The sequence below is a fragment of the Alteromonas sp. KUL42 genome (assembly GCF_006538325.1).
In the GTDB taxonomy this organism is placed as follows: domain Bacteria; phylum Pseudomonadota; class Gammaproteobacteria; order Enterobacterales; family Alteromonadaceae; genus Alteromonas.
Map to the genome: position 1 here is coordinate 103,423 of NZ_BJKK01000006.1, position 26,596 is coordinate 130,018.

General features: G+C 43.7%; 23 protein-coding genes and 1 pseudogene. 14 read left to right on the forward strand and 10 right to left on the reverse strand.

The window, feature by feature from the left end; genetic code table 11:
* Positions 1-54: 54 nt before the first annotated feature.
* The 3 genes from EYR97_RS10635 to mpl all read right to left on the reverse strand — a co-directional run bounded on the left by EYR97_RS10635 (position 55) and on the right by mpl (position 2,937).
* Positions 55-858, reverse strand: a complete 804-nt coding sequence (locus tag EYR97_RS10635) for a S1/P1 nuclease (protein WP_131093800.1) — start codon at positions 856-858, stop codon at positions 55-57.
* The gene (locus tag EYR97_RS10640) at positions 852-1,493 is read right to left on the reverse strand and encodes a flavin prenyltransferase UbiX (protein WP_131093801.1); all 642 of its coding nucleotides are present in this window, start codon (positions 1,491-1,493) and stop codon (positions 852-854) included. The genes EYR97_RS10635 and EYR97_RS10640 overlap by 7 nt, the downstream gene beginning before the upstream one ends.
* Before the next feature lie 94 nt (positions 1,494-1,587).
* On the reverse strand, positions 1,588-2,937 hold the full coding sequence (gene mpl / locus EYR97_RS10645) for a UDP-N-acetylmuramate:L-alanyl-gamma-D-glutamyl-meso-diaminopimelate ligase (protein ID WP_131093802.1): 1,350 nt from the start codon (positions 2,935-2,937) through the stop codon (positions 1,588-1,590).
* Positions 2,938-3,255: 318 nt separating this feature from the next.
* Between mpl and EYR97_RS10650 the strand changes: the two genes are divergently transcribed.
* From EYR97_RS10650 to EYR97_RS10660, 3 genes are all read left to right on the forward strand, one after another.
* Positions 3,256-4,224 (forward strand): class 1 fructose-bisphosphatase, encoded by a 969-nt coding sequence (locus tag EYR97_RS10650; RefSeq protein ID WP_131093803.1) that lies wholly within the window; start codon positions 3,256-3,258, stop codon positions 4,222-4,224.
* Positions 4,225-4,365: 141 nt separating this feature from the next.
* Complete coding sequence (ppa, locus tag EYR97_RS10655) at positions 4,366-4,896, forward strand: inorganic diphosphatase (protein ID WP_131093804.1); 531 nt, start codon at positions 4,366-4,368, stop codon at positions 4,894-4,896.
* Between the two features lie 78 nt (positions 4,897-4,974).
* The gene (locus EYR97_RS10660; protein ID WP_181409141.1) at positions 4,975-5,460 is read left to right on the forward strand and encodes a DUF3299 domain-containing protein; all 486 of its coding nucleotides are present in this window, start codon (positions 4,975-4,977) and stop codon (positions 5,458-5,460) included.
* 38 nt (positions 5,461-5,498) lie between these two features.
* Here the strand turns inward: EYR97_RS10660 and EYR97_RS10665 are convergent, their stop codons facing one another.
* Positions 5,499-6,716, reverse strand: coding sequence for an aminotransferase class I/II-fold pyridoxal phosphate-dependent enzyme (locus EYR97_RS10665; RefSeq protein WP_207308053.1), 1,218 nt, complete (start codon positions 6,714-6,716; stop codon positions 5,499-5,501).
* Between the two features lie 179 nt (positions 6,717-6,895).
* On the opposite strand from EYR97_RS10665, the gene EYR97_RS10670 reads away from it, so the two are divergent.
* Positions 6,896-7,789 carry a dihydrodipicolinate synthase family protein gene (locus EYR97_RS10670; RefSeq protein WP_131093805.1) on the forward strand — a complete coding sequence of 298 codons (894 nt, stop codon included), beginning with the start codon at positions 6,896-6,898 and terminating at the stop codon, positions 7,787-7,789.
* Between the two features lie 27 nt (positions 7,790-7,816).
* Positions 7,817-8,998: an MFS transporter gene (locus EYR97_RS10675; RefSeq protein WP_131093806.1), complete on the forward strand. Its 1,182-nt coding sequence runs from the start codon at positions 7,817-7,819 to the stop codon at positions 8,996-8,998.
* A gap of 76 nt (positions 8,999-9,074) precedes the next feature.
* On the opposite strand, the gene EYR97_RS10680 is transcribed toward EYR97_RS10675, so the two are convergent.
* Together EYR97_RS10680 and EYR97_RS10685 are read right to left on the reverse strand one after the other, a co-directional pair.
* Entirely contained in the window at positions 9,075-9,773 is a 699-nt protein-coding gene (locus EYR97_RS10680; RefSeq protein WP_131093807.1) for a 2OG-Fe(II) oxygenase, read from the reverse strand.
* 18 nt (positions 9,774-9,791) lie between these two features.
* Positions 9,792-10,211, reverse strand: a complete 420-nt coding sequence (locus tag EYR97_RS10685) for a thioesterase family protein (RefSeq protein WP_131093808.1) — start codon at positions 10,209-10,211, stop codon at positions 9,792-9,794.
* 318 nt (positions 10,212-10,529) lie between these two features.
* Here EYR97_RS10685 and EYR97_RS10690 point away from each other — a divergent pair, with 318 nt between their 5' ends.
* From EYR97_RS10690 to EYR97_RS10700, 3 genes are all read left to right on the forward strand, one after another.
* Positions 10,530-11,003 (forward strand): MarR family winged helix-turn-helix transcriptional regulator, encoded by a 474-nt coding sequence (locus EYR97_RS10690; protein WP_131093809.1) that lies wholly within the window; start codon positions 10,530-10,532, stop codon positions 11,001-11,003.
* Between the two features lie 46 nt (positions 11,004-11,049).
* Entirely contained in the window at positions 11,050-12,357 is a 1,308-nt protein-coding gene (locus EYR97_RS10695) for a S41 family peptidase (RefSeq protein ID WP_131093810.1), read from the forward strand.
* 173 nt (positions 12,358-12,530) lie between these two features.
* Entirely contained in the window at positions 12,531-14,033 is a 1,503-nt protein-coding gene (locus EYR97_RS10700) for an Hsp70 family protein (protein WP_131093811.1), read from the forward strand.
* 116 nt (positions 14,034-14,149) lie between these two features.
* On the opposite strand, the gene EYR97_RS21885 is transcribed toward EYR97_RS10700, so the two are convergent.
* A complete protein-coding gene (locus EYR97_RS21885; RefSeq protein ID WP_165478022.1) occupies positions 14,150-14,317 on the reverse strand; it encodes a hypothetical protein in 168 nt (55 codons plus the stop codon).
* A 110-nt stretch (positions 14,318-14,427) separates the two neighbouring features.
* The gene (uvrA, locus tag EYR97_RS10705; RefSeq protein WP_131093812.1) at positions 14,428-17,250 is read right to left on the reverse strand and encodes an excinuclease ABC subunit UvrA; all 2,823 of its coding nucleotides are present in this window, start codon (positions 17,248-17,250) and stop codon (positions 14,428-14,430) included.
* A 279-nt stretch (positions 17,251-17,529) separates the two neighbouring features.
* Here uvrA and EYR97_RS10710 point away from each other — a divergent pair.
* Together EYR97_RS10710 and EYR97_RS10715 are read left to right on the forward strand one after the other, a co-directional pair.
* A pseudogene (locus tag EYR97_RS10710) lies at positions 17,530-18,868 on the forward strand (MFS transporter).
* Between the two features lie 117 nt (positions 18,869-18,985).
* Positions 18,986-19,588, forward strand: coding sequence for an HAD family phosphatase (locus EYR97_RS10715; protein ID WP_131093813.1), 603 nt, complete (start codon positions 18,986-18,988; stop codon positions 19,586-19,588).
* A 10-nt stretch (positions 19,589-19,598) separates the two neighbouring features.
* Here the strand turns inward: EYR97_RS10715 and EYR97_RS10720 are convergent, their stop codons facing one another.
* Complete coding sequence (locus EYR97_RS10720; protein ID WP_242634980.1) at positions 19,599-20,216, reverse strand: hypothetical protein; 618 nt, start codon at positions 20,214-20,216, stop codon at positions 19,599-19,601.
* A 272-nt stretch (positions 20,217-20,488) separates the two neighbouring features.
* Between EYR97_RS10720 and EYR97_RS10725 the strand changes: the two genes are divergently transcribed.
* A complete protein-coding gene (locus EYR97_RS10725; RefSeq protein ID WP_242634981.1) occupies positions 20,489-21,376 on the forward strand; it encodes an alpha/beta fold hydrolase in 888 nt (295 codons plus the stop codon).
* A 455-nt stretch (positions 21,377-21,831) separates the two neighbouring features.
* Here EYR97_RS10725 and EYR97_RS10730 read toward each other — a convergent pair whose 3' ends face one another.
* Positions 21,832-22,833, reverse strand: coding sequence for a LacI family DNA-binding transcriptional regulator (locus EYR97_RS10730; protein WP_131093815.1), 1,002 nt, complete (start codon positions 22,831-22,833; stop codon positions 21,832-21,834).
* Positions 22,834-23,141: 308 nt separating this feature from the next.
* Between EYR97_RS10730 and EYR97_RS10735 the strand changes: the two genes are divergently transcribed.
* From EYR97_RS10735 to galK, 3 genes are all read left to right on the forward strand, one after another.
* A complete protein-coding gene (locus EYR97_RS10735; RefSeq protein WP_131093816.1) occupies positions 23,142-24,170 on the forward strand; it encodes an aldose epimerase family protein in 1,029 nt (342 codons plus the stop codon).
* Between the two features lie 202 nt (positions 24,171-24,372).
* On the forward strand, positions 24,373-25,428 hold the full coding sequence (locus tag EYR97_RS10740) for a UDP-glucose--hexose-1-phosphate uridylyltransferase (RefSeq protein ID WP_131093817.1): 1,056 nt from the start codon (positions 24,373-24,375) through the stop codon (positions 25,426-25,428).
* Positions 25,421-26,560 carry a galactokinase gene (gene galK, locus EYR97_RS10745; protein ID WP_131093818.1) on the forward strand — a complete coding sequence of 380 codons (1,140 nt, stop codon included), beginning with the start codon at positions 25,421-25,423 and terminating at the stop codon, positions 26,558-26,560. Before EYR97_RS10740 ends, galK begins: the two co-directional genes overlap by 8 nt.
* Positions 26,561-26,596: the final 36 nt, after the last annotated feature.

Genomic DNA, 26,596 nt, shown 5'->3' on the forward strand with positions numbered 1-26,596 from the left:
AGCTAATTTTCACCAATGTGTACAAGGCTAAATAGCCTTGTACACAAAAATACATCACTTGTTCGCAGCCTCAAACACAGCATTGAGATAAAGCGCAATACGTATCCCCGCCATTTGTAAGCGCGTTTTGGCAGTGGGGAGGTTTACATATAAATAGTCATAATTGATGTCATTCGCGTTTTTAGGGTAAATGGTATCGCGAATTTCCGTACTCTCTTTTATCCACACCATTACGTCAGTGGTCGCCCATTGACGAATTTCTTCTGCAGTAATGGCTTCAGTTAACCACTGTGTCCATTCCGTGTATGACAACTGGCGTTGGTCTAGCATTTCTGAATCCCAAACTCTATGTAAGTTAGAGTCTTGCCAGAAGAAACGAACCTTAACATCGTTGCCCCCTCTATCAGTGCCATTACCTGCGTGAAGAGGTTGGTGCAAGTCACCAATAATATGCACGATAAACTGCAGTGCTAGGCGTTTTTCTTCTAAGCTTGCAGTTTTGCTTTTCAGGGTTTGAGTAAACTGAGTTAATGCTGTCACTGCGTCGCCTTCTTCGGGCGCATTTTCTATCGAGTAGGTTGTACCATGGGGAACCGAGACATAATGCCAAGGGCTTGCAGTCTTTTGCCAAAATTCGCTCTTATCTGAACGCATGTCATCGGCGTGGGTAGCCGCTTGCGCAAGTGAGCCATTGGGCAATAACTCCATAAGCGCTGCGCGTGATAACGGGCTTAAATACTGCTCTGCAATAGCGCCTGTTACGCGATGACCTGTTTGCCCCCAACCAAAGACAGGTGTTGCAACGCTTAAAGTGAGGAACGTGCTCAGCGCAATGGCACAGGTTTTATTGATCAACATGAAGAACCCTTTGTGTGTTTCGATGATTGGTAACCCCATCTGGCTACCAAAGATTGTTCTATTCCTAAGTGGTCTAGTATACGTGCCACCACAAAGTCTACCAGGTCGTCTATAGATTCTGGATTGTGATAAAAGCCCGGCGAGGCAGGCATAATTGTGGCACCCATTTGTGACAGCTTTACCATATTCTCTAAGTGAATAGTGGAGAGTGGCATTTCTCTCGGTACTAAGATAAGTTGACCGCGCTCTTTGAGTACCACATCTGCAGCGCGTTCGATTAGGTTGTCACTCGCGCCAATGCTAATTGCTGATAAGGTGCCAGTTGAACACGGGCAAACTACCATTTTTGCAGGCGCTGCTGAACCTGAAGCAACTGGTGAAAACCATTCTTCCTTTCCAAAAACTTTAATTTGGTCGGGCTTTGCATTGCAATGTTGCGAAAAAAAGGTCGCAACGTCTTCTGGCCGAGCCGGAATTTTAATGTTTTGTTCAGTAGCGAACACCACTTTAGCAGCGGACGATATCAGGACATAAACTTGATAGTCTGCCTTAACGAGTGACTGAAGAAGTGTTAACGCATAAGGAGCACCTGACGCCCCTGTGATAGCAAGCGTTACCTGCTTATCGTGTTTCATTATATTGCCTCATTGTTTGGCTTCATTTGATATTTCTTAACTATGTCTCTGCGAGCATTTTTATGCTGCCAGAATTTTGCACTGATGAACTCGCTTATTGAGCCTCTAGTGCAGTGAGAATTCGACTGTGAATACCCTCAAAGCCACCATTGCTCATAACAAGAATATGGTCGCCTGGTTGTGCTACGTGAGCTAACTCCTTTACGATCGCTTCCACGCTATTAAAGCAGGTTGTGGGCGTGGTACTTAAGCTGGCCGTTTCTGATAAAGACCAGTCCATTCCTTCAGGTTCGTATAGCAACGTCATATCAGCATTTTGCCAAGATTGCGCCAATGTATCTTTGTGTATACCCATCTTCATGGTATTAGAGCGAGGTTCTAGTACGGCTATAATGCGTGCACCTCCAACACGGTTACGCAGGCCATCAAGTGTGGTTGCAATGGCGGTTGGATGGTGCGCGAAATCGTCATACACAGTAACGTTATTCACCGTACCTTTAATTTCCATGCGTCGTTTAACGTTCTTGAAATAAGACAAAGCTTCAATAGCATCGTTAAGTGTAACACCGGCGTGATGTGCTGCTGCTATGGCCATTAAGGCGTTGTCCACATTATGCTGACCGAGTAATGACCAAGTCACAGTTCCTACTTGAACGCTGTTATGTAGAATGTGAAAAGCGCTGCCATCGCTTTGTATCAACTCTGCTTGCCATTCTTTCCCAAGCGATTGGCGCGATGACCAACAACCGCGAGCTAAGGTTTCTTCAATGGAAGGAGTGTTGTTGGGTGTGAGTATCAATCCATTTTGCGGCACCATTCTTACTAGATGATGGAACTGGGTTTGAATTGCGCCAAGGTCAGCAAAGATATCAGCGTGATCAAATTCTAAGTTATTAATAACAAGAGTTTTAGGGCGATAATGCACAAACTTGGAGCGCTTATCGAAAAATGCACTGTCGTATTCGTCTGCTTCAATAACAAAGAACGGGCTATCTCCAACACGCGCAGAGACACCAAAGTTTTCAGGTACGCCACCTATCAAATAACCTGGGTTTAACCCAGCGTGCTCTAAAATCCAGGCAACGATGCTGCTGGTGGTAGTTTTACCGTGTGTGCCTGAAACCCCAATTACCCATCGGTCTTTCAATAGATTGTCGAGTAACCATTGAGGGCCGCTAGTGTAGGGTAAGTTTCGGTCCAAAACGTACTCAACGGCAGGGTTGCCTCGAGACATTGCGTTACCAATAACAACCATATCTGGGGCAGGATTAAATTGGCTTTCGTCATACCCTTCGGTTAACTCAATACCCAAGGCTTCAAGTTGTGTGCTCATGGGCGGGTAGACGTTTTTGTCTGAACCGGTCACTTTGTGGCCCATGGCTTTGGCAATAGCAGCAATACCACCCATAAAACTGCCGCAAATACCTAGTATATGTACATGCATAGTGCATTCTCAACGAATTATCATGTGATGGGGTTACTGTATCAGAACCTAATTACACAGGGATAACGCAATTTCCCAAAAAAACGTCGTACTAACGTAAAATCGTTGCTACATCAACTGGTATGGTGTGTAAATGGCATACTATAAGCATATTCCACTTCGTGTCGAACACGGTTACAATCTACACACACAGGGTCAATATTCGTGCTTAAGGTAAAAATATTGATTTACCTGTCAATGTTGTGAGCGATAAGCCGGTAAGGAAAGCTGGGCACCTTACAACATAAAACCCTACACACCAAAAAAGGCTTACATTCAATGAAACGTTTAAACTCCCAACTGCAACAAGATGGCGCGCCACTTGAGTTGATCTTACTCATTCGAACGCTACTTGCAGGCTGTAAAGAAATTTCTTTCCGCGTGAGTCAAGGTGCGCTTGCAGGCGTACTTGGTTCAACGCTTTCTGAAAATGTTCAAGGCGAAACCCAAAAGAAGCTCGACGTTATCTCTAACCATATTTTAAAAGATACGCTACGGGAATCAGGTTATGTGAAAGCGATTTCGTCGGAAGAAGAAGACGATGTTGTACCGTGTAACCCAGAAGGTAAGTATTTGGTGAGCTTTGATCCACTCGATGGTTCATCAAACACTGAAATTAACAGCCTGATAGGGACCATATTTTCTATAGCGCATGCTCCTCAATGGATGGACGCTGACGACCCTTCTGCATTTCTACAGCCCGGTACGCAAATGGTTGCAGCAGGTTATGTACTTTACGGGCCATCAACCATGTTGGCGCTAACCACTGGCCGTGGCACACATATTTATACACTTGATAAAACCCATGGCGGCTTCCTGCTTACGCATCCTAATATTCAAGTACCAACAGAAACCTCTGAGTTTTCAATAAACGCATCAAATCAGCGTCATTGGGAACCATCAATGCAAGCCTATGTTGCTGACTTGTTGGCGGGCAAAGATGGCCCACGAGGCAAGGACTTTAATATGCGTTGGGTTGCAGCGATGGTGGGTGATATACATCGTCTATTATGTCGCGGTGGTATTTTTATGTATCCCTTTGACAATCGCGACCCGTCAAAACCAGGTAAATTACGCCTGTTATATGAAGCAAACCCAATGGCATTTTTGATGGAACAAGCGGGTGGTAAAGCGGAAACCGGCAATGGTCGCATTTTAGAGGTTATGCCAGAAGAAATTCATCAGCGCGTGCCTTGCCTTATTGGTTCAAAAGACGAAGTCGATATGTGCCTGAGTTATCGAGAGTAGGCCAAATAGACCTACTGGCGGCAAAATTTAATAAAAAATACTGAGAATACTACGACAAGAGTCGTAAACCGTTTTTATTTTGCCGCGGTCACCGTATACTTAGGGCCAAAATTTTAAACATATCAATGAAAGGATCGAAGAATGAGCTTAAGTGCTATTTCTGCTGGTAAGAATGTGCCAGACGAAGTTAACGTGATCATCGAAATTCCAGCCCACGCTGACCCGGTGAAGTACGAAGTAGATAAAGACACAGGTGCGCTTTTTGTTGACCGCTTCATGGCAACATGTATGCACTACCCAACGAACTACGGTTACGTGAACAACACATTGTCTGAAGACGGTGACCCAGTTGACGTACTTGTTATGACACCTTTCCCACTACTTGCGGGTTCTGTTATCAAGTGCCGTCCTGTTGGCGTACTTAACATGACTGACGAGTCAGGTAAAGATGCGAAAGTACTTGCTGTACCGGTAGACAAACTGTCTACTATCTATCGCGACGTTAAAGAAATTTCAGACGTGCCTCCGCTACTACTTAAGCAAATTGAGCACTTCTTTGAACATTACAAAGATCTTGAGCCAGGTAAGTGGGTTAAAGTTGACGGCTGGGCAGATGCTGCTGCAGCAAAAGACGAAATTACCGCAAGTATCGCGCGTTTCGAAGCAGAATAATTTAACCTGCGTGCAATTGATGCTAAAAAGGCTGGTACTATCCAGCCTTTTTTTATTTGTTTGAAAAATAGAGTGTGTATGACTCATCGAAACACAACGTTTAAACTGTTATTTACTTTGCTGTTTACTTTACTGGGCGCTAGAGCGTTGGCAGATGAAGCACCAGTTGAAGTGTATTGGGAAGACTTAGTCCCCGAGGGCTTTAATGAGTTAGCACCGCCTGCTGTGCAGCACAATGGAGAAATGAGTCAACTTCAACCCGATGCACCTGTTGTTGCAACCTACGATGGTAAACGCGTAAAAATACCTGGTTTTGTTGTTCCTCTGGAAGGTACAGCAGAATTGACGACGGAATTCCTTTTAGTACCGTATTTTGGCGCGTGTATCCATGTACCCCCGCCGCCTTCAAATCAAATTGTTTACGTGAAGTTTGAAGAAGGCGTACGCATTGACAATATTTATGATGCTATTTGGGTAACCGGTGAGCTTTCCACAGATGGCTGGAAAGGTGATATTGCGTCGGTGGGCTACCGTTTAAAAGGTGAACTCGTAGAAGCGTTTTAGTAATGTAGGGGCTGCCTAATGATCCCTAATAACCATAGTCAGCCTCTAATAATATCAGCCAAATCGCGCGCAAACGTATCAGCGGTTTTTGCCTCTATTTTTTGAATACTCACTCTTATAGCTTCAGACTTCGTGTCTACGTCAAACGAGCTTCCCGGCCTCACTAACCACCCTTTGCGCGTAAGCGAAAACGCAGTTGCCTGACTGTCTTGCTTTACGGGAACCCACACATTTAGCCCATCAATTGTATCAACTAATGAAATACCGTGGTGTTTCAATGCCTGTATAAGTGTGCTTCGGTGGGCCGCACAATGCGCTTTAGCAAGATGCAATTGCTGTACGAATTTATCGTTTGTTAGACAGGTATACACCATAGCCTGAAGCACGCGACTAACCCAAGACATGCCTGGAGCAAGACGTGTATTAATGCGTTTAACTGATTCGCGGTCAGCAGCCACAAAGGCCATTCGAAGATCTGGTCCTAAGCCTTTGGACACCGAGCGATATATTGCCCAGTTGCGTGTTGTGGGGGGAATAACAGAGTAGTGTGGAGTCAGGGCAAGTAATGAAAAGTGGTCGTCTTCCATTACAATCACATCAGGATAGCGCGCAAGCACGCTTTTAATTTCCTCGGCTCGTTCTTGGGTAATATTAACGCCCGTTGGATTGTGCGCCCTAGGTGTAACCAATACCGCCTTTGCGCCCTTTTCTAGCGCCGCCTCAAGGGCTTCAGCTTGCATACCATGCTCATCGACCGTTGCACCAATCACTTGCATTCCAGCCAAACGAATAGCGTTGGCTGAACTGATATAACAAGGGTCTTCAACAACCACTTTGTCTCCGGGAACGAGATGCGCTGCCATCATACGCTCAAGGGTGTCTATGGCGCCGTTACACAGGGTGATTTTAAAGTTTTGAGGGCATGCGCCTTTAAACCAATTACGTCCATACTCCTCCACGTGAGGAAGAATGGTCTCTTCACCATAAAGGTACTGATTGAAAAGCGTAGATGCAGCAACGTCATTTAAATCAGGCAGCCACGCTTTGCTTGGGCTGCCATCGGCTAGATCAAAGAGCTCCGTTTTTGTTGCGCCCTCTTGCTCTCCTGGTTTTAGGTCAGCGCATATACGCGTGCCTAAACGCCCTTGTGTAATTGCTATACCCGCTTTAGATAAACGTTGGTAGGCTGAAGAAACGGTATTCCTGTTCACGCCAAGCTGTTGTGCAAGCTCTCTTACGGGGGGGGAGTGAGTCACCGGTTTGCAGATCACCTGACTTAGTAAGTTCACGCACTGACTCAAAAATTTCTTGCGCAGAATGACCTGAAATCTTGACTTTCATTTTTGTCCTATGTCAATATTGTTTTTGTCATGGGGTTTTGCTGTTGTCCCATGTTTTCATTTTATTACTGTATTTTAAACAAAGAGTACGCCCAATGTTTACTGGTTTATCAGCTTTTCCTATTACGCCTTTTAAAAACGAGCACATTGACCATAACGCATTTGTACGGATTATAGAAAACCTTGTTTCCGCAAATGTTGAATCAATTTGTGCTATGGGTTCAACCGGACTGTATCCTTACTTAACCAGAGCGCAATTATCTGAACTAACCACATTGGCAGTTGAACAGGCTACGGATATTCCCGTTATGGTGGGTGTAGGAGCGCTACGAACTATTGATGTTTTACACAATGTGGAAGCAGTGCAAAAAGCAGGAGCGAAAGCAGTACTCTTAGCGCCAGTTTCCTATCACCCGCTTAACGAAGACGAAGTGTTTAGTTTGTATAGTGCAGTAAGTCAGGCAGTATCTGTCCCTGTTTGCGTATATGAAAACCCTAGAGTAACCAACTTTACTTTCAGTGATGCACTTTACCGTCGAATTGCTGAACTTCCGAATATTGGTGCAATAAAGATCCCGGGTATGCCGTTTGCGACACAGCAGGGTTCTGAGCGTTTAGCAACACTGAGAGGCTTACTTCCTGAACATATTGCAATTGGCGTCAGTGGTGATGCCTTTGGCGCTAAAGGAATGGCTGAAGGCTGTGACTTGTGGCTTTCTGTTATTGGTGGAATGTTTCCTAGAACAGTCAAACATATTATTGCGCTTGCTCAGTCGAATGAGTCAGCGAATGCTAATACGGTATCAGAGTCGTTGAACGGTGTTTGGGAGCTATTTGCACGTAATGGTGGTGGATTAAGAGTAATGGCTGCTGTGGCTGACATTCTTGGCTTTTGCGAAGGCAATAGCTTACCATCACCGTTTTTACCAATAAGCTCGAAAGACCATATGGAATTGGACAATCTAATTAATAAGTTGAACTTGGTATAACCTCACTTGCATTTGAAGGTATCTGCGATGGCAATGTCCTTTTCTTCTGGGCTTACACGCTATATGTTTGCCGCAGTACCAGCCCGTATTACGACGGGAGGTGCTACGGTAGCGGTTATATTACTAGCGCGCACCTATGGTATGAATGGTAAAACAGCAGGTGCGCTAGCTGCATGTTTGACCGCTCCGCATATCTTAGGGCCGGTATATGGCCGTTGGTTAGATAGCAATACGGACCCCCGCTTTACTATTTCTACAGCGTGTTTTCTATTTGCAGTATGCTTTCAAGTTGCGGTTCTTGGGTTTGAAAGCCAAGCGACATGGTTGAGCGTGCTAGCGCTCTTGATATGTGGAACTTGTACTTCGTTTATGATGGGGGGCTTGAGTACCCAAACAGTAAAATTGGTAAACGACGATCTTACTTCGAAGCGCAAAGCGCAAAGCCTAGATACATTAACTTACGGACTTGGCTTAACGCTCGGCCCCATGTTGGTAGCCTTGCTTAGCGAACTCTACCCGATAAAGCTGAGTATTAGCGCTGTTATGTGGTTACCTGTAGTGGCCGGTATCTTCACGTTGTGCCTACCTTCATTGGCATCAATGCAAAGAGGGGAAGGAGCTAAGGCCGCTCCCAGTTTTAAGCTCGTTATCTCAACAATAAAGGGGTCAAAACCACTTCGACTGACCATAGCAATGACGTCAGGAGCATCGTTCAGTATTGCAGCTTTACCTGTAATGGCAGTTTATCTTAGTGAGGCTTGGTTACACAGTAAGGAAAGTGGCGCTTATTTAGTTACTTTATATGGTGTTGGTTGCTTGTGTGGCGCTGTTCTATTGATGTTTAGGCCACTACGTAGTGACGCCTTAATATTACTACGCAATATTGGCGTACTGCTGTTTCTTACATTAATACTGGTTTTGCTGAGTGGCTCGTTTTCTATGGGGTTATTTGCATTTTGGCTATGTGGCGTCATCAATTCGATTTTTTTCGCCGTCACTTTGGCGGCACGCAGTGAATACGCACCTACTCAAGGAGCGGCACAAATTTACATGTGGGTGGCTGCTGCCAAAATTAGCTTTGCATCACTAGGCGCTTTTGTTACTGGGTTGCTGGTAGATTTTTCCATTCAGCTATCATTGATTTTCTCTTGTTGCGTATTACTGGGCACGCTACTTTTTTGCTTTTTACCAAAGATTAACAGGCCCTAAGCATACACTTGCACCTAGAGACACAAGTGCTTTGAATAAATCTACCTAGAGCTTGCTAGTCTTTGGGATAAACGCGTTAACCTTGCGTATAAATCTTCTCAGCACGGTTAAATAAAAGCCAAGAGGTTAGAATATATTTGTCGTTACTTTTTGGTATTTGACCACGATGAGTATGGGTGAAGTACGCCGGGGCGATCACCATTCTACCGGCTTTGGGCCTCACCGCGCGGTTCTGATAATAGAACTCGGTTTCTCCGCCGTCTTCCACGTCGTTTAGGTAAAACATAAATAACAGTACCCGATGCAGCGCATCATTGTGTTGCACCTGTGGGTACACCTCTGAATGCCAATAAGGATAACCACCGTTTCCGGCAGTATACCGCTGCGCGTTAACATCACCTATACGGAACAAATAGTTAACTAAATTGGGCAGGTTAGGCTTGCCAACTTCATCAAAATTTTCTGCTGTCACTTTAACTGGCTCGCCAGTTTTAGGGTGGCGTACGGTTAACCCTATAGGGCCCACCAGTGCAAAGTAATATTTTTCTATGTAGGCAACCAATTGCTGCCCGGTAAATTGCATTACTTGTTTGAACAAGTCTTGAAATTCGCTGTTGCGACTAATTGACACATCAGTGCTACGCTTCTTATCCAAGTCAACACCACCACCAGTACGACCTTGACTTAAATTTGGACTTTTCTCAAACCGCTCCATCAACTGAGTGCATAACTCTGGTGGAAGAACGTTATCTATGACTTCTATTAAATCGCTCATAGTGCCTCTATTTTGTACTTATTGTTGTGACAAGTCTTTGAAGAGAGATTGCAATGATGCCTTCACTGAATCTGGGATGGGTGCAGAACGCTGTGTTTTGTAGTCAAAATGCACCATGGTGGTTACACCAGTAGAACAAAGTTTGTCATCTTGCCAAAGTTCTTGATAGACATCGAATGCACTATTGCCTAATCGGCTAACATAGGTTTTTACGGTTACAGGCATACCATAGAAAATCTGTGCAAGAAAATCGACTTTATAACTGGCAAGAATGAGAGGCCAGTTTTGTAAGTCTAATTCTGGGGTGAACATACGAAAAATAGGCTCTCGAGCCGCTTCAAACCACGCTACAAGGGCGGTGTTACTCACGTGCTGTAGTGCGTCGGTTTCGCAAAATCGCACATCAAATGACGTGACTAACGGTGTTGCATTATTCATAAATTGGCAGGGTATCTGTATTTGTTTTTCATCACTTTAGCATTATGCGACTGGTATTTCAGTAGGCAAAAATCACGGTCACTGTCTTTCTTCCACTGCCTAATTTTAAAATCAATTTATGAACAAAGATAAACAGGCTCTATTACTAACAATAAAAAAAGGTTGATTTATGAAAATATTTGCGCAAATATTTTCATAAATTATCAATGCTCGTAGTTAAAGCCTGTAATGTTAAGTAAGAATTAGATAAGAGCTATGCAAGTGCTGAACAAAAACGACACGCTCTAGTAAGTAACGTTCGAAAGGAATGAAAGGATAATGATCAGAAGTCCACAGTTTGGTGCCATATTAATGCGCTGCGCCGAGCTTATCGCTATACAAGGCCAAGACGTATTTAACGAATTAGGCATTAATTTACCCGCTAATCGTATTTCAATTCTATTGGCCCTTTATACACAGGGCCCGTTGTCTTCTACAGAATTGGCTGAACATATTGGTCTTTCTCGACAGCTTATTGAAAGTAGACTGAAAAGTAGTGTGCAGGACGGCTTTTTCACATCGCAGCCTGACCAGCGAGATTCGAGGAAACGGGTCTATCTTATTGCCCCTGAAGCCGAGCAGGAAGCCGCAAAGATAGTTTCAATTATGCAAGACTTCGAGCACGTCTATGACAAGCTATGGCAAGAAATCGATGTGGACGTAGAGCATGCTCTGACACAAATGGAAAAGGCATTAAAAAAGAGACCATTGGTGACCCGTCTATTGGAACACTACCCAAAGTACGAGTCGTAATATCAAGTGGCTCTTATATTTAAAACCGATTTATAAAAGGATTATTATGTTTTATCGCATTGCTACTATTGGCTTTCTACTTGTCACTTTGATGAGTTGCGCCCAGTCTCCACAATTTGATGCTAAGGCCAGTTGGCAAGAATTTGTACAACTAGTGGAAGACAATTACGCCTATCTTGATACAGCTCCTGTTGATTGGCCTGCCCTTAAGCAGTACTACTCAAAGCAAGCCATAGCCATACAAAGTGAAGAAGAGTTTGTTGATTTTTTGCAAGTGATTAAGCAGTTCTTTATCGACCCGCACTTCAATGTTAGCCCACTTAACAGTAATGATTTTAGCGTAACGCCCACAGGGTCAGATATTTGGGTAGCTAAACATGCTGATAAATTTGTGATTGAGCGAATAAAAGCCGGTAGCGCAGCATCGAAGAGCAAATTATCGGTTGGTGATACTGTGACTAACATTGACGGTAAAACAATTACCGAAGTGATAAACACGGTATTCAACCACACAACTTTCCCACTTACCGACAACCACAAAGTGTGGGCAGTTAACGTGGCTCTTGGAGGCTATCGCAACCAACCTAGAGAAGTGAGTGCTATTGCGCAAAATGGTGATGTGGTCACCGTGAATTTAGCACCATCTTATGAAGCAATTAATGCGCTTAAAGATGGCCCAGCGCTAGTGGTAAAAGAAATTGATGACGTAGGGTACATTCGATTTAACAATAACTTGGGCGATAGCAATACCGTTAGCGCTTTTACCCGCGCAATTGAGGAGCTAGCACATACCAAAGGGCTTGTGATTGATTTAAGAAATACCCCAAGTGGCGGTAATACCAGCGTTGCAGAGCCTATTTTGGGGCACTTTGTGGATAGAAAAACCGCGTATCAAAGGTATCAACTGCAGACACCGAAACAAAATTATCAAGACGCGACATTACAAACTGCTTATGTTCAACCAACAGCCCCTCACTACAATAAACCTGTGGTTGTGCTTGCTGGACGTTGGACGGGGAGTATGGGTGAGGGTATGACCATTGGTTTTGATGCAATAGGCGCGAAGGCGGTTGTAGGTGAACCCATGGCTGACTTATTAGGGGGAATTTCTCAGTTCACTTTACCTAATTCATCCATCACCGTCGAGCTTGGTTTTGAGCGTTTGTATCATGTGAATGGTAGCTACAGAGAGAATTTTGTTCCTCAATCTGTAGCCAATCAAGATGCGTTCAATCATAACACGCCCATTTTAAACACTATGTTCTCTGGAGATAGAGAATTGGCTTATGCAGTGTCGATGCTTGCTGATAAGTTCACGGGCAATTTTATGGTCAAGAATGAGACAGTTGAATAGTTAACACTCTCTATTTATCTTCTGACGTGTCTTTTTAAGGGGATTAAGGGGGTGTTGTTCTTTGTTTTTTATTTTGAAATTTAAAAAGCAACATACCCTAGAAAGAAACGCCGTATTTACTTACAATCCGCTCCTTAACTTTTTAGCGAAGATTCTATTTAAGCGAAAACATTATGACGGCGATTGGGATTGATTACGGCACATCAAATTCAGAAGTTGTGTATTTTGATGGTACAACCCATCAGCACATAAAACTGGATCCGCTTTATGCGAAAGGGAATAAAATCCGTTCATCGGTATTCATCTATTTTGAAGATGAACTACCACCTCCGCCCGATGCAATGGTGGAAGCGAAAGTAGCTCAGCTACAACGCGCGATTAACGAACAAATTGAAAAGGCTAAGGATGGCTATTACTCTGCGAAAGATCCCAGAGAACAGTCGCTTTACAATGATCGCATTAACTCCTTACGCGGTGATTTGCACAATAAGCCCGCTTTGCAAAGAAAGGCTATTGCCCAGCTTATGCACGCCATGTCATTGGATGAAATTCCGCTATTGAGACTGGTTGAGCACGGTAAATTTGCATTTGGCGAAGAAGGGTTTCGTCGTTTCCTTAAAATGCCCGACAAAGGTCGGTTAATTTACTCTCCTAAGAACTTCCTAGGCGCTTCTTTAGACACAGACCAAAAACAAGCCTTCATTGGTATTATCGCTAAACAGTTGGCGTATTTTAAACAATGTGCTGAGCTGCAGCTAGGTACAGCGGTGACGAGCGCCGTTATAGGCCGCCCTATTAAGTTTCACGGTACCCGTGGCGAAGAAGGTAATACTCAAGCCATACAAATAATGACAGAAGCTGCTACTCAAGCGGGTTTCAGCAATGTTGATTTTTTAGATGAACCTATTGCTGCGGCGTACAAAATTGAACAAACTTTGCCAAAAGATACCACGACATTAATTGTGGATATAGGAGGGGGGACTACAGATATTTGCTGTATAAAACTGTCGCCAGTTCGTTCAAATCAGTTACATCGAAAAGAAGACGTATTGTCTGTTACAGGAAGGCGTTTAGGAGGCATGGACTGCGATAAAAGTGTCGTACTAAAAGCCATTGCGCCTGAAATGGGTATGGGGTTGAAGATGATAAATGGTCTACCCGTACCCCCGACATACTTTTCCGATATGTGTGCCGTAGACAATATTCCTGCGCTTACGCGATTTTTCTCAGATGACTACGGCCTTGATATCTCACAAACTATGTCTGTAATCAAAGAGCCTGCCCAGTTAGAACGCCTTTTACTTGTGCAAGAGAACAAATTGTCTGCTCGCGTTGTTAACTCAGCTCGCATGGCGAAAGAACTTTTGTCGAGTAAGCAAAACATAACCTTACCACTGCACTATATTGAAGATGACTTTGACGTGGAGATTACACAAGAGACCTTAAAGAAGGCCCTTAAACCTTGGCTAGATAAGGTCAAAGCACTAGTCGTAGAATGTTTAGAAAACAGTGCAGAAACACCTGAAGTGGTGATGATCACAGGGGGGATGAGTTTGTCGCCTATTGTGGTAGATGCCCTTTATGAAAACCTACTTACTGGGTTACCTCGATTAGAAAATGACGCGTTTAACTCGGTTTGTGAAGGGTTAGCCATTCAAGCGGCAAAACATCAGTAGCGTATAACACGATGACGCTGACATATTTGTGTAGCGTCATTATACAAAAAGCTCAGATTTTTTTGAGTAATGAGGGGAGTGGATAACACCCCTCATTTCAAGCTGTAGTGCTTTAATTAGTGCTTAATAATATTGTGCTTTTTCAGGTAACTCGCTATCGCTTCCGGCGATTCAAATGCTTTTAATAGCATTTCTTGTGCACGCGCTTTCACATCGTTATCTTCAGATGAAGACAACAAGTGATACCATGTTTTCACTAGCGCTAATGGCGGTGTTTGATTCATTGGTTGTTTCCCCAGCAATTTTCACTGCAAAAATGACACTGCATTATCGTATATCATGATTGACTAATACAAGCTCTGACCAGCATAAAATACTGGCCAGACTTCACCTGTTACAGCAGAGGTTTTAAGAAGCGCCCCGTATGCGAGACGTCTTGCTCAGCAACATGCTCTGGTGTTCCTTCTGCAATAATCTGGCCACCTCCAGATCCGCCCTCTGGTCCAAGGTCGACAATCCAGTCAGCAGTTTTGATCACGTCAAGGTTGTGCTCAATAACTACAACGGTATTGCCGTGGTCACGCAGCCTGTGAAGTACCGCCAGTAACTGCTTAATATCGTGGAAATGAAGTCCCGTGGTAGGCTCATCAAGAATGTAAAGTGTCTGTCCAGTGTCTCTTTTTGACAACTCTTTCGCTAACTTAACCCTTTGCGCCTCGCCACCAGAGAGCGTGGTAGCTGCTTGGCCTAGACGAATATAAGACAGACCCACATCCATTAATGTTTGCAGTTTTCGTGAAATGGCTGGAATGGCATCGAAAAAGTCACGGGCATCTTCAACGGTCATTTCCAATACTTCGTGAATGTTTTTATCTTTAAATTTAATTTCTAACGTTTCACGGTTGTAACGCTTACCTTGGCAAACGTCACAAGGCACATAAACGTCGGGTAAAAAGTGCATTTCAACTTTAATAACACCGTCGCCTTGGCACGCTTCGCAGCGCCCACCTTTCACGTTGAAGCTAAATCGACCTGGTTTGTAACCCCGTGAGCGAGATTCTTGGGTACCCGCAAAAATTTCTCGAATAGGAGTGAATATACCCGCGTAGGTGGCAGGATTAGAGCGCGGCGTTCTGCCGATAGGGCTTTGGTCTATATCAACAACTTTGTCGAGTTGTTCTAGCCCTTCCATTGAAACATGAGGAGCAGGTTCAGCGGTCGTCGCTTTATTAAGTTCGCGCTGGGCAATCTTGTAAAACGTATCGTTGATAAGGGTCGACTTACCTGATCCAGACACTCCCGTCACACAGGTCATAACACCTGTAGGAATACGCAAATCGACAGATTTTAAGTTGTTACCTGTGGCGCCATTAAGCACTAACCACTGATCGTCTTTTACTGGTGTTCTTGTGGCAGGAACATCAATTTTTTCCCTGCCAGATAGATATTTTCCAGTTAGTGAGTCTTCACTATTTTTGATGTCATCTAAAGAGCCTTGAGCGATGATCTCACCGCCATGGACACCCGCACCAGGCCCAATATCAACAATGTAGTCGGCTTCGCGAATAGCGTCCTCGTCGTGCTCTACCACCAATACGGTGTTACCTAAGTCACGAAGATGTGTCAGGGTTTTTAGGAGGCGTTCATTGTCTCGCTGGTGCAATCCGATAGACGGCTCGTCAAGTACGTACATAACGCCAACTAAACCTGCGCCTATTTGACTGGCCAGTCGAATGCGTTGGGCCTCACCGCCAGATAGGGTGTCAGCACTGCGCGACATGGAAAGGTAATTAAGACCGACGTTAACCAAAAAACGCAAGCGATCGAGAATTTCCTTTAAAATTTTCTCTGCAATTTGTGCTTTTTGCCCTTCCAAACTTAAGGTTTCAAAAAAGCTATATGCATCGGCAATGGACATATCGGCAATAGTCGGTAATGTTGTATCTTGAATAAATACATTACGGGCTTCCACGCGAAGTCGCGTACCCTCACAACTATTACAGTGTTGTTGACTTAAATACTTAGCGAGCTCTTCGCGTACCGCATTAGATTCAGTTTCGCGATATCGACGCTCCATATTGGGAATAATGCCCTCAAATGGATGCTTGCGCTCCATGATATCGCCGCGCTCGTTGATGTATTTAAACGACAGCGATTTTCCTTTTGAGCCATAAAGTACGATATCTTTGTGACTATCTTCTAACTCTTCAAACGGAACCGTTAAGCTAAACCCATAGTGATCAGCAACCGCTTGTAGCATTTGAAAATAATAATAGCTGCGCTTATCCCAACCGCGAATTGCCCCGCCAGATAAACTTAACTCTGCGTTGCCTACCACACGAGCTGGGTCGAAAAATTGTCTTGTTCCTAGTCCATCACACGTTGGGCATGCACCTGCAGGGTTATTAAATGAAAACAGGCGTGGTTCAAGCTCGCTTAAGCTGTAGCCGCAATGTGGACATGCAAAGTTAGCGGAAAAGACAATTTCCTCAGCGTCTTTATCATCCATGTCAGCCACGACTGCATTCCCGCCGGCAAGGCTTAACGCTGTTTCGAAAGACTCAGATAATCGCAGTGCCATATCGTCACGCACTTTAAACCTGTCCACTACCACTTCGATGGTGTGCTTTTTGTGCAAATCTAAAGTGGGAGGATCTGACAAGTCGCAAACCTCGCCATCGATACGAGCGCGAATGAACCCTTGTGCGGATAAGTTCTGTAGGGTTTTAACGTGCTCGCCCTTACGTTCTTTTACGATAGGTGCTAACAACATCAACTTACTGCCTTCTGGCATCGCAAGCACTTTGTCTACCATTTGACTGACGGTTTGCGCGTCAAGAGGTACATCGTGATCTGGGCAGCGCGGTGTGCCGACACGTGCAAACATCAAGCGCAAGTAATCGTATATTTCAGTAATGGTCCCCACGGTTGAACGCGGGTTATGGGACGTGGATTTTTGCTCAATGGATATGGCAGGGGATAGACCTTCTATGTGATCGACATCGGGCTTTTCCATCATAGAAAGGAACTGGCGCGCGTATGCTGACAGCGATTCAACGTAACGTCGTTGGCCTTCAGCATAAAGGGTGTCGAATGCAAGAGACGATTTACCTGAGCCAGAAAGGCCCGTAATCACCACCAGTTTGTCCCGTGGCAGTGTTAAATCGATGTTTTTCAAGTTGTGGGTGCGAGCACCGCGAATTTCGATTTTATCCATTGAAGCCTAAGAGAAAGTAAAAGAGTCAGTATGCCATAGCTGACTACGAAAATGATATGACATTCACGTTATACTTAAATGCGTGATGAGGGATCACACCAAAGGTAAGCTCGCCATCATCATAGGATAACTATTTGCGTATTGAGGTAAGTAAGGTAAGTGGGCTCACCTTTAATTTGTGCTACACTTCGCGACCTTACGCTACATCTTCGCGTCACATTTTGCGAGCTGTGGTGATTGATACTCTCTACACTGAAACAATTGAGGAACATTGACGCTTTGAACGCTTTGGAATTACGCGCCGCCCTTGCACTTGCGTCCGTATACGTTTTACGCATGATGGGTTTGTTTATGGTTATGCCTGTTTTAGCCGTAGCCGCCATGGATTATCCTGATTACTCTCCGTTACTCGTTGGATTAGCGGTAGGTGGATACGGGTTAACGCAAGCTGCGTTGCAAATACCCATGGGTATGATGTCGGATAAATGGGGGCGTAAACCAGTCATTCTATTGGGGTTGAGCGTATTTGCCATTGGTAGCTTTGTTGCAGCCTATGCCGACAGTATGGCGTTGATGATTGTTGGGCGAATTCTTCAGGGCGCCGGAGCCATTGCAGGGGCAATCATGGCACTGGCAACTGACGTGAGTCGTGAAAGTCAGCGTGCCAAAGTGCTTGCGATTATTGGTATCGCAATTGGCTTTTCGTTTTATTTAGCCGTTATTTTAGGGCCGCTTATTGCCAACAGTTTCGGCCTTGCGGGTGTCTTCGCTATTACAGGTATTCTCGCACTAATGTGCATGCCGTTAGTAAAATGGGTTGTTCCCAATGGTGAAGCGTTGAGTAGTGGTGACACCCTACCTCAAAAAGGGCAGCTGGCGCGTCTTGTTTTTTCGTCACAGTTATGGCGTTTAAACGTGAGTGTCATGGTGCTGCATATGCTGATAACCCTACTTTTTGTTCAGTTACCAATCACCTTACTGCATTTTGATATGACATTAGAAAGCCACTGGACCGTGTATCTACCCGTGCTGGGAGCGTCTATTGTTGGGCTTATCATTATGATGGGCATTGCGCGCGGGCGAACACCTAAGTCTTTGTTATTTATCGGTGTTGCTTTGATGGGTATTGCGTTTCTAACACTAAGTGCTGAGCCTCACAACTGGTGGGCGGTAACCATTGCCGTGGTACTATTTTTCACCGGTTTTAATTATTTAGAAGCGAACTTTCCGGCCTTAGTATCAAGTATTGCACCTGCTGGGCAAAAGGGCACTGCAATGGGTATTTATGCCAGTTTTCAAGTTTTTTGGTGCGTTCTTAGGGGGTATGCTTTCTGGGCTCGTTACCGACTTTTGGTCGCAAGACATTGCCTATGCTGTCGGCGCTGCCAGTACATTGATTTGGTTTGTTGTATTGTATGGTATGAAGGAAGTGAGTCGTGTGAAGCGAGTCATGATGCAAGCGTCACTTAGCGGCAACCTTTCTGAGGAAATGCAAAAACAGTTAATGCAAGTACCCGGTGTGCTTGAAGTGACCATAAATGTTCAGAGTGATTCGGTATATCTAAAAGTGGACCGTGATTTCGATGCTGTTCAAGCGCGAGCAGTGTTAAACGCATAAATCTACTGAAACGTCGATTTGCCTAAGCGCGTAGCTTTTCAATCTATGGTTTTCAAGCTCACGATTTTCAAGAGCTGGGGTTTTGCGGTTATCACATGGAATTGAAGGAGAGTATCAGTGATAGATTTGACGTCATTTAAAGCCATTATTTTTGATATGGACGGTACCTTGATTGATTCGATGGCCGCGCACATTGATGCATGGGAAGCAGCATGCGAGGCGTTTGGTTACCCTTTCGACCGTGACTTTCACTACAGTTTAGGCGGCGTACCTTCTGAAGCAACCGTGCACTTAATGAACCAACGTTATGCTATGACACATCCTGCAAGTGAAGTGGCACATGTTAAAAAGTTGGCATTTGAAAAACAGTCGTTCTTACCGCCAGTTATCCAAGATACCTTATTAATCTTTAACCATTATAAAAATCAAATGCCAATTGCCGTTGGTACTGGCGCAGATAGAGAACATGCGACGGTTGTACTAAACCACCACGGCATATTACCGCAGCTAACTACACTTGTTACTGCAGACGATGTAAAAAAGGGTAAACCTGACCCTGAAACATTTTTACGCGCAGCACTAGAAATGGGCATAGAGCCTGAAAAATGTGTGGTATTTGAAGATACCGAGATGGGTAGACAAGCCGCACTTGATGGCGGCATGGCTTGTATTATGGTTGAACATGGCCGTGTTGTTGGCGACATTGCCCGCAAAAGCTAATGCAGCCTCATTAGGTAATATCTAATCCATCTGTTGGATCTTCGCACTTATGAAGTAAAGAAGACTTTATACGTTGTGTAGCTCTTAAAATCGCTTCTTCTACAACGCCATTTGCCATTTGTGACTGTAAATCTTCTTTCATGTCTGTGTTGACTATTACACTTTGCCCTTTATAGCTCACACTTGGTGAGTAAGTGTCTGAATAATGGGGTTTGTATTGTACGTTAATGACAACAGTTGCCGTAATATTACTACCTAGGCTCTTAACAAAGGCACGCTCTAATGACACTTTTACTCGGTTATTTGAGTTAATGTCAGGAGACACGTTCATACTGTGCAAACTCTGTTTTAGCATGGCATAGACGGTATCTTGAGATACATTGTCATTGCCCACGAGTAAATCTTTGCTGGCACGCTCATCAACGAGTTGAGCGAGATTAATAGGGCATGCTTTAGCCTTAGATAAACTTGCTTGGTACACCTTTCTTTGAGACTCGGGTATCAACGAAGAGTCGAGTTCGGGAGGTGGAGTCGATTCGCACGCAACCAATAATGGAACTGAGCACGAAAGTAAGAAATTTCTAATTAAAGTGAGTGGCTTAGTTGTGTTTTGTTCGGTATTTTTCATGCAAAGCCTGTTTAATTATCCATAATGTTAAGTCCGTCTGCACATTAGCAGTATTGTCGGAGCTCTAAACTTAAAATTATAAGGAAATTAGGTCGTTCGCAACATCAATCAAATGTTGCAAACTGTTTCAAGTTCTTCTCTAGTCTATTTGAATAACGCTATTCACTAATGATAAGCACATGTTACTGTAGAGCAACAGCCTTTAATCAACTTCGAAGGACAGAAACTTTGGCTTGAAGGTCAACACAAATTAGGTCGAAGGAATATTCACTATGAAGAAAATCATCATTGCTATTATTGGTTTGTGTTGTCTATTCACTACTGGTTGTGCGATAAATGTTTCACCAACGGCATTCTTTTATCAAGACTCTGCACAAAAGCCTCTGGACACAACCAAACTTCACGCTGCAATTCAAAAAGACAATACTTCAGCAGAAATCACTCGCGTAGAAGTAAATAATAAGCAAGGGATAACTTTACGCGGCTTGGCCGTTGCCTATCAAAAGCCTGTGGTTAACATCGTATTTTTCGCGGATAATCGTATGCCTATTAGTGAGAATAACAACGTTATTCATCGGTTAGGTAAGCTACCTGCCAATATACTGTGGTTGGATTATCAGGGAGTTGGTTCTAGTGATAGGGCAAATACGTTAAGCATAAATGCTATAAAGCAAGATGCATTAACCCAATTTGACTATGCGCAAAGTGTTTTCGACAGCGCGCTGCCAACCATTGTACACGGTCGAGGTATCGGCAGCTATTTTGCCAGTTTCGTAGCGGCGAATAGGCGTATTGATGGACTAGTTCTCGACGGTGCATTTAATAATATCTCCGATCTTATCGCCAATATGGTACCTAGCTTCTCCAACAGTTTCACTTCAATGAAACTTCACGATGAGGTACATAGCATGCAAATAGCACCAATCCTGCGTCATTATGAAGGTCCACTTTGGTTGCTAGTAGGAAAAGATGACAAAATCACGCCTTATCCTATAAGTGAACAATTATTACTGGATGCATCAAGCAGCAATAAATATATTTCTGTTATCCCCGATGCCACTCATAATGCAACACTCAAATCAGAATTAGCAATTCGAGAGTACCAGCAATTTCTGGACTATTTCGTTCAAAAAGCGAATGATGACGCTGTGGATAAGTAGTGGAAAACCTTGTTGGTAAGTCTGTTAATAGCCTTATATCATCACAATTCTGGATCGTTTAACACGGAAGTGGTCAGATCACGTAAATTCAATAAAATCAATAGCTGTGGGCGAGTTAAGGGGGATCTTTTTAGATTTTGATCGTAAGTATCAGAAGGATCGTGAGATTTTTATTGTTGGGGATAAAATTTTGTTTGGCAAGATCAACTCAATGTCTTTGTCAATACATAAAAACTGTGAATTTTTTCGAACCTTTATTATTAAAGCATGTTGAGTGTTACTAAAAAAAATGAATGGCACGTGTCAATATGTGCCTGTTGTTGTGATGTGAATACACAACACGCATACGAAATGGTAAGCCCAGTGAATTGACACAATGCTAGTTTGTTGTAAACCGTTTCAGTTGTGTCCCAAAACTGATAAACATGCTTGAAACGGTATCTGGAAAAAGTACGTTAAACACGAACAACTGAGTCGCGCTTCACCACAGTAGGTGTGTATTTAAAGGTAAGTCCTTCTTCAGGTACACTGCCAGATGCGTATTTGAGTGCTAATTCTGCTGCTTTTGCTGCCATCATCTCAATTGGATAACGTAATGTGGTCAATTTTGGACGACAATACTTTGCCAGTAATACATCGTCATAGCCCATTACAGACACTTGTTCAGGCACGGAAATACCGTGATCTTGCAACATGGTCATTGCACCAGACGCCATAGCATCATTGTAGGCAAGCACGGCGGTAAATTGAGCACCCGTTGCAAGTAAATTCTGCATTGCCAACTCACCGCCTTCTTGATCTGGTGTCGCATATTCAATCATGCTTTCTGGCAAACTCAGGTTAGCTGCTTCAACAGCGTGATGAATGCCTTCTAGTCGATGATTAGGATCATCAATACTATACTGACTGCTAATAACGGCAAGGTGTTTGTGACCCTGATTAATAGCGTACTCAGCCATTAATTTGCCACCTGTTATATTGTCTAACCAAACACATCGATTAGCAATTTCTGGGATATAACGGTTAATTAGCACAAAGCCTGGTACTTGTTTGGCAAAGCCAATCAACATGTCGTCATCCAGTGCCTTACTGTGCACAACCATTGCTTCTACACGATGCTCTAACAGGGTTTCAATGGCACGAAGTTCGGTTTCTTTTTCTATGGAGCCTGCACTCAATAGTATTTGCACGTTATTTTTACGCGTAATGGACTCTACACCATGGGCAAGCATTGCGAAAAATGGGTCGTGTAGTTCAGCTATCACAACACCAAGTGAAGCACTGCGCTTGGTGACAAGTGCACGTGCATTGGCATTGGGTCGATAACCCATTTCTTCCATTATTTTTTTGACCCGCTGACGTGTTTCATTGCCTACTTTTGGCCCGTTGTTGATCACTCTTGAAACCGTCGCGAGAGAAACACCTGCAGCTTGGGCTATATCTTTTATTGTTGCCATTATCTTAAAACTTCATGTTCGCAATAAATAAGGGGCGTATGCCCTAAACCGACATAGCGTACATTAAATTTACAAAAAAGGTAAACTTCTCGCTTTAAGATCAGATTTCTAGAGCCTGTTTTTGTGGCTAGATAATTGAATTGTGTTATGACTGTTAAATTAAAGCGACCAAATAGCTGTCAAACATGATGGAAAACGTATAACCTTCAGCAACTCGAACAATCTTTCGAATTGATCTTCGCCATGTTGAGCGCGAAAATTCCTCGGTCAATACGCTCTAATCTACATTGAAAGGTAAACAGTTTGTTATGAATATCGAAGTCTCAGTTTTTGGTCATGCAAATGGCGTGGCAGTAAACGAATATGTGTTAACCAATGACAATGGAATGCGTGTTACATTACTCAATTACGGTGGAATTATTAAAGAGATTATTGTTCCAGACAAAAGCGGGATAGCAAAAAACTGTGTGCAAACCTTCGATACACTCGAGGAATATATAGAAGACGCCAGCTACCGTGGCGCAATTGTAGGTCGCTACGCCAACCGTATAGGGCATGGAAAATTTATCTTAAATGATGAACAGTACAACCTCGAGTTAAACGGTGGAAAACACAATCTACACGGTGGTTTAAACGGCTTTCACAAGAAAGTATGGGAAGCGACAACAAACCAACAAAGTGATGAGGTGAGTCTTTCACTTAGTCTATTTAGCCCTGATGGCGAGGGTGGTTTTCCTGGCAATGTTAACATAAAAGCGCGTTATACACTGACCAATGACAATGAATTGATATTTCACGTTTGTGCTGATACTGACAAAGCGACCCCGCTAAGCTTTACTCAACACGCGTATTTTGTTTTGAGCAATGAAGATACAGTGGGAAGTACAAAGCTTAAGATAAATGCCGACAGTATCACCGACGTTGATGATACATTGCTACCAACCGGTGACTTTGTTTCAGTTGCAGGGACGCCTTTTGACTTTCGGGATGAGGTTAAAATATCTACCAGAGCACATATGGCTGATGCGTCAGAACTCTATACCATGGTAGGTGGTTACGATCACAATTATGTATTGAATGAGGTGGGAAAAGACGTACCCCAAGCAGTAGTAAAAGCTCCTGATTCTGGCGTAACTATGGCACTGTATACTACTTTACCCGGTCTTCAATTTTATACAGGAAACTTGCAGTCAGACGTTCAAATAGGCGCATTGTGCTTAGAGCCGCAACACTTTCCTGATGCGCCAAACAAAGTACACTTTCCCAATTGTATAACGCACCCGAACAATCCGTTTGAAATGACAATTCGTTATCGTTTTGGCGTACAGTATGACTGATAGTATGCATAGTATAGCTTCAAAGTTATCGAATTAATCCGGTAAGAAGATAATGGATTGTTATTATTTTTAACAAATAATTTTCTTGTTACAGAATTGATCATTTAGCATGCTTGCTATACTATTGCAGGGTAAACGTTTAACCCTATTGCCGTTTTGCTTGAGTACTATCATGACAAGGCAACATCAGTGAGAGTGAATAATGGGAACGCCATTTGACCCAACAAATGATCCACATCGCCGCTTTAATCCATTGCTTGGAGAGTGGGTACTGGTATCACCGCATCGCGCTAAACGCCCTTGGCAAGGACAATCGGAAGAGCCTAATAACGAGCAGAAACCCTCTTATGATCCGACGTGCTATTTGTGTCCGTCAAATACGAGGGTTAATGGTGAAGTCAATCCTGCGTACGAAGGTACATTTGTTTTTGAAAATGACTTTGCTGCGCTTAAAAAGGATACCGAACAAACTAGCGAAAAGAACGGACTGTTTCAATTCGAAACAGAGCAGGGCTGCAGTCGAGTTATCTGTTTTTCACCTGATCATAGTAAAACCCTGCCTGAATTGTCTGATAGCGAGCGCACTGAGGTTGTGAATTGTTGGAAGGCGCAAACGCAAGAGCTTGGTGAAGACTACCGTTGGGTACAAGTGTTTGAAAATAAAGGGGCGATGATGGGGTGCTCAAATCCGCATCCCCATGGACAAGTATGGGCACAAAAGCACTTACCTACAGACCCTGCCAAAAAGCTTGTGCAATTGAAGCAATATTACAGCGAACATGGCAGACCATTGTTGGTTGAATATGCTGAACAAGAAATTGCCAAACAAGAGCGTGTAGTATGTCAAAACGATCACTGGGTGGTAGTAGTACCATACTGGGCAGCATGGCCATTTGAAACCTTATTGTTGCCCCGTTTCGACGTGCAGTCTATGCATCATTTAAACGAAGTACAGTCGGCAACGCTTGCAAGAATACTTGGTGAGATAACAGCTAAGTACGACAATTTGTTTGAAACGTCTTTCCCATACTCAATGGGGTGGCACAGTGCGCCATTTGACAACGAGCAGCATCCAGAGTGGACACTTCACGCACATTTTTTCCCACCTTTACTGCGCTCTGCAAGTGTTCGCAAATTTATGGTGGGCTATGAAATGATGGCTGAAGCACAACGAGATTTAACGCCAGAACAAGCTGCTGACCGATTAAAGGCACTATCAACTGTGCACTATAAAAAACGTGAGAATGCGAATGGATAACCAAATTCTATCTACCACTTTCCAACAACAGTTTGGTACCGCCCCAGCGTTGGTTGCTCATGCTCCTGGTCGAGTGAACCTTATTGGCGAACATACTGATTATAACGAAGGCTTTGTTTTTCCTGCTGCCATAAATTTTGGAACATGGGTTGCAGCATCCACACGTGATGACAACAACATTTCTGTAATAGCGATGGATTATGGTAATCAACACAATGAATTCGCCTTAACTGATATTCAACATGACGAAAGTCAAGGTTGGGCTAACTACGTTCGAGGCGTAATAAAAGTATTAGCTGATACGGATGTTGAATTTGGAGGTGCAAACCTACTAGTGACAGGAAACGTACCTCAAGGTGCAGGTCTGAGTTCATCTGCTTCTTTTGAAGTGGCTATTTTAAAGGCCATTAGTGCATTATATGAACTGCCTATTGACGGTGTGCAGGCTGCGTTGCTTGGCCAGAAAGCAGAGAATACATTTGTGGGTTGCTCTTGTGGCATTATGGATCAGTTGATTTCCGCTATGGGGAATGAAGGTAAGGCGATGCTTTTGGATTGCCAGTCGCTTTCAATAGAGCACTCACCTTTGCCAGACTCGCATCAAATTGTGATCATTAACTCTAATGTGAAGCGCGGTTTGGTAGATAGTGAATACAATTTACGTCGACAACAGTGCGAACAAGGCGCTTCTCTAATGGGCGTGGCATCACTGAGAGAAGCGACCATGGATTTGCTCGAAACAACCAAGCCACATATGCCGGATGTGGTATACCGAAGAGCGAAACATATCATTACAGAGAACGCTCGAACGTTAGCAGCAAGCAAAGCCCTTAAATCAGGTGATATAGCTACAGTGAGCGAAGCTATGGCGCAATCGCACGTATCGATGCGTGATGATTTTGAAATTACCGTTCCTCCCATTGATTTTCTGGTAAAAATTATTGATGAAGTATTGGGAAAAAGCGGTGGTGTTCGCATGACAGGAGGCGGTTTCGGTGGCTGCGTGGTAGCACTAGCGCCCACTGATAAAGTAGAAGCTGTCAAACAGGTAGTAGAACAAAAATACTTTGATGAGACAGGGTATACAGCTGATATTTACGTGTGTACAGCAACACAAGGTGCTTTTGCATAACGACACATCACACTCTCTCCCGTATGTAGATAGTAC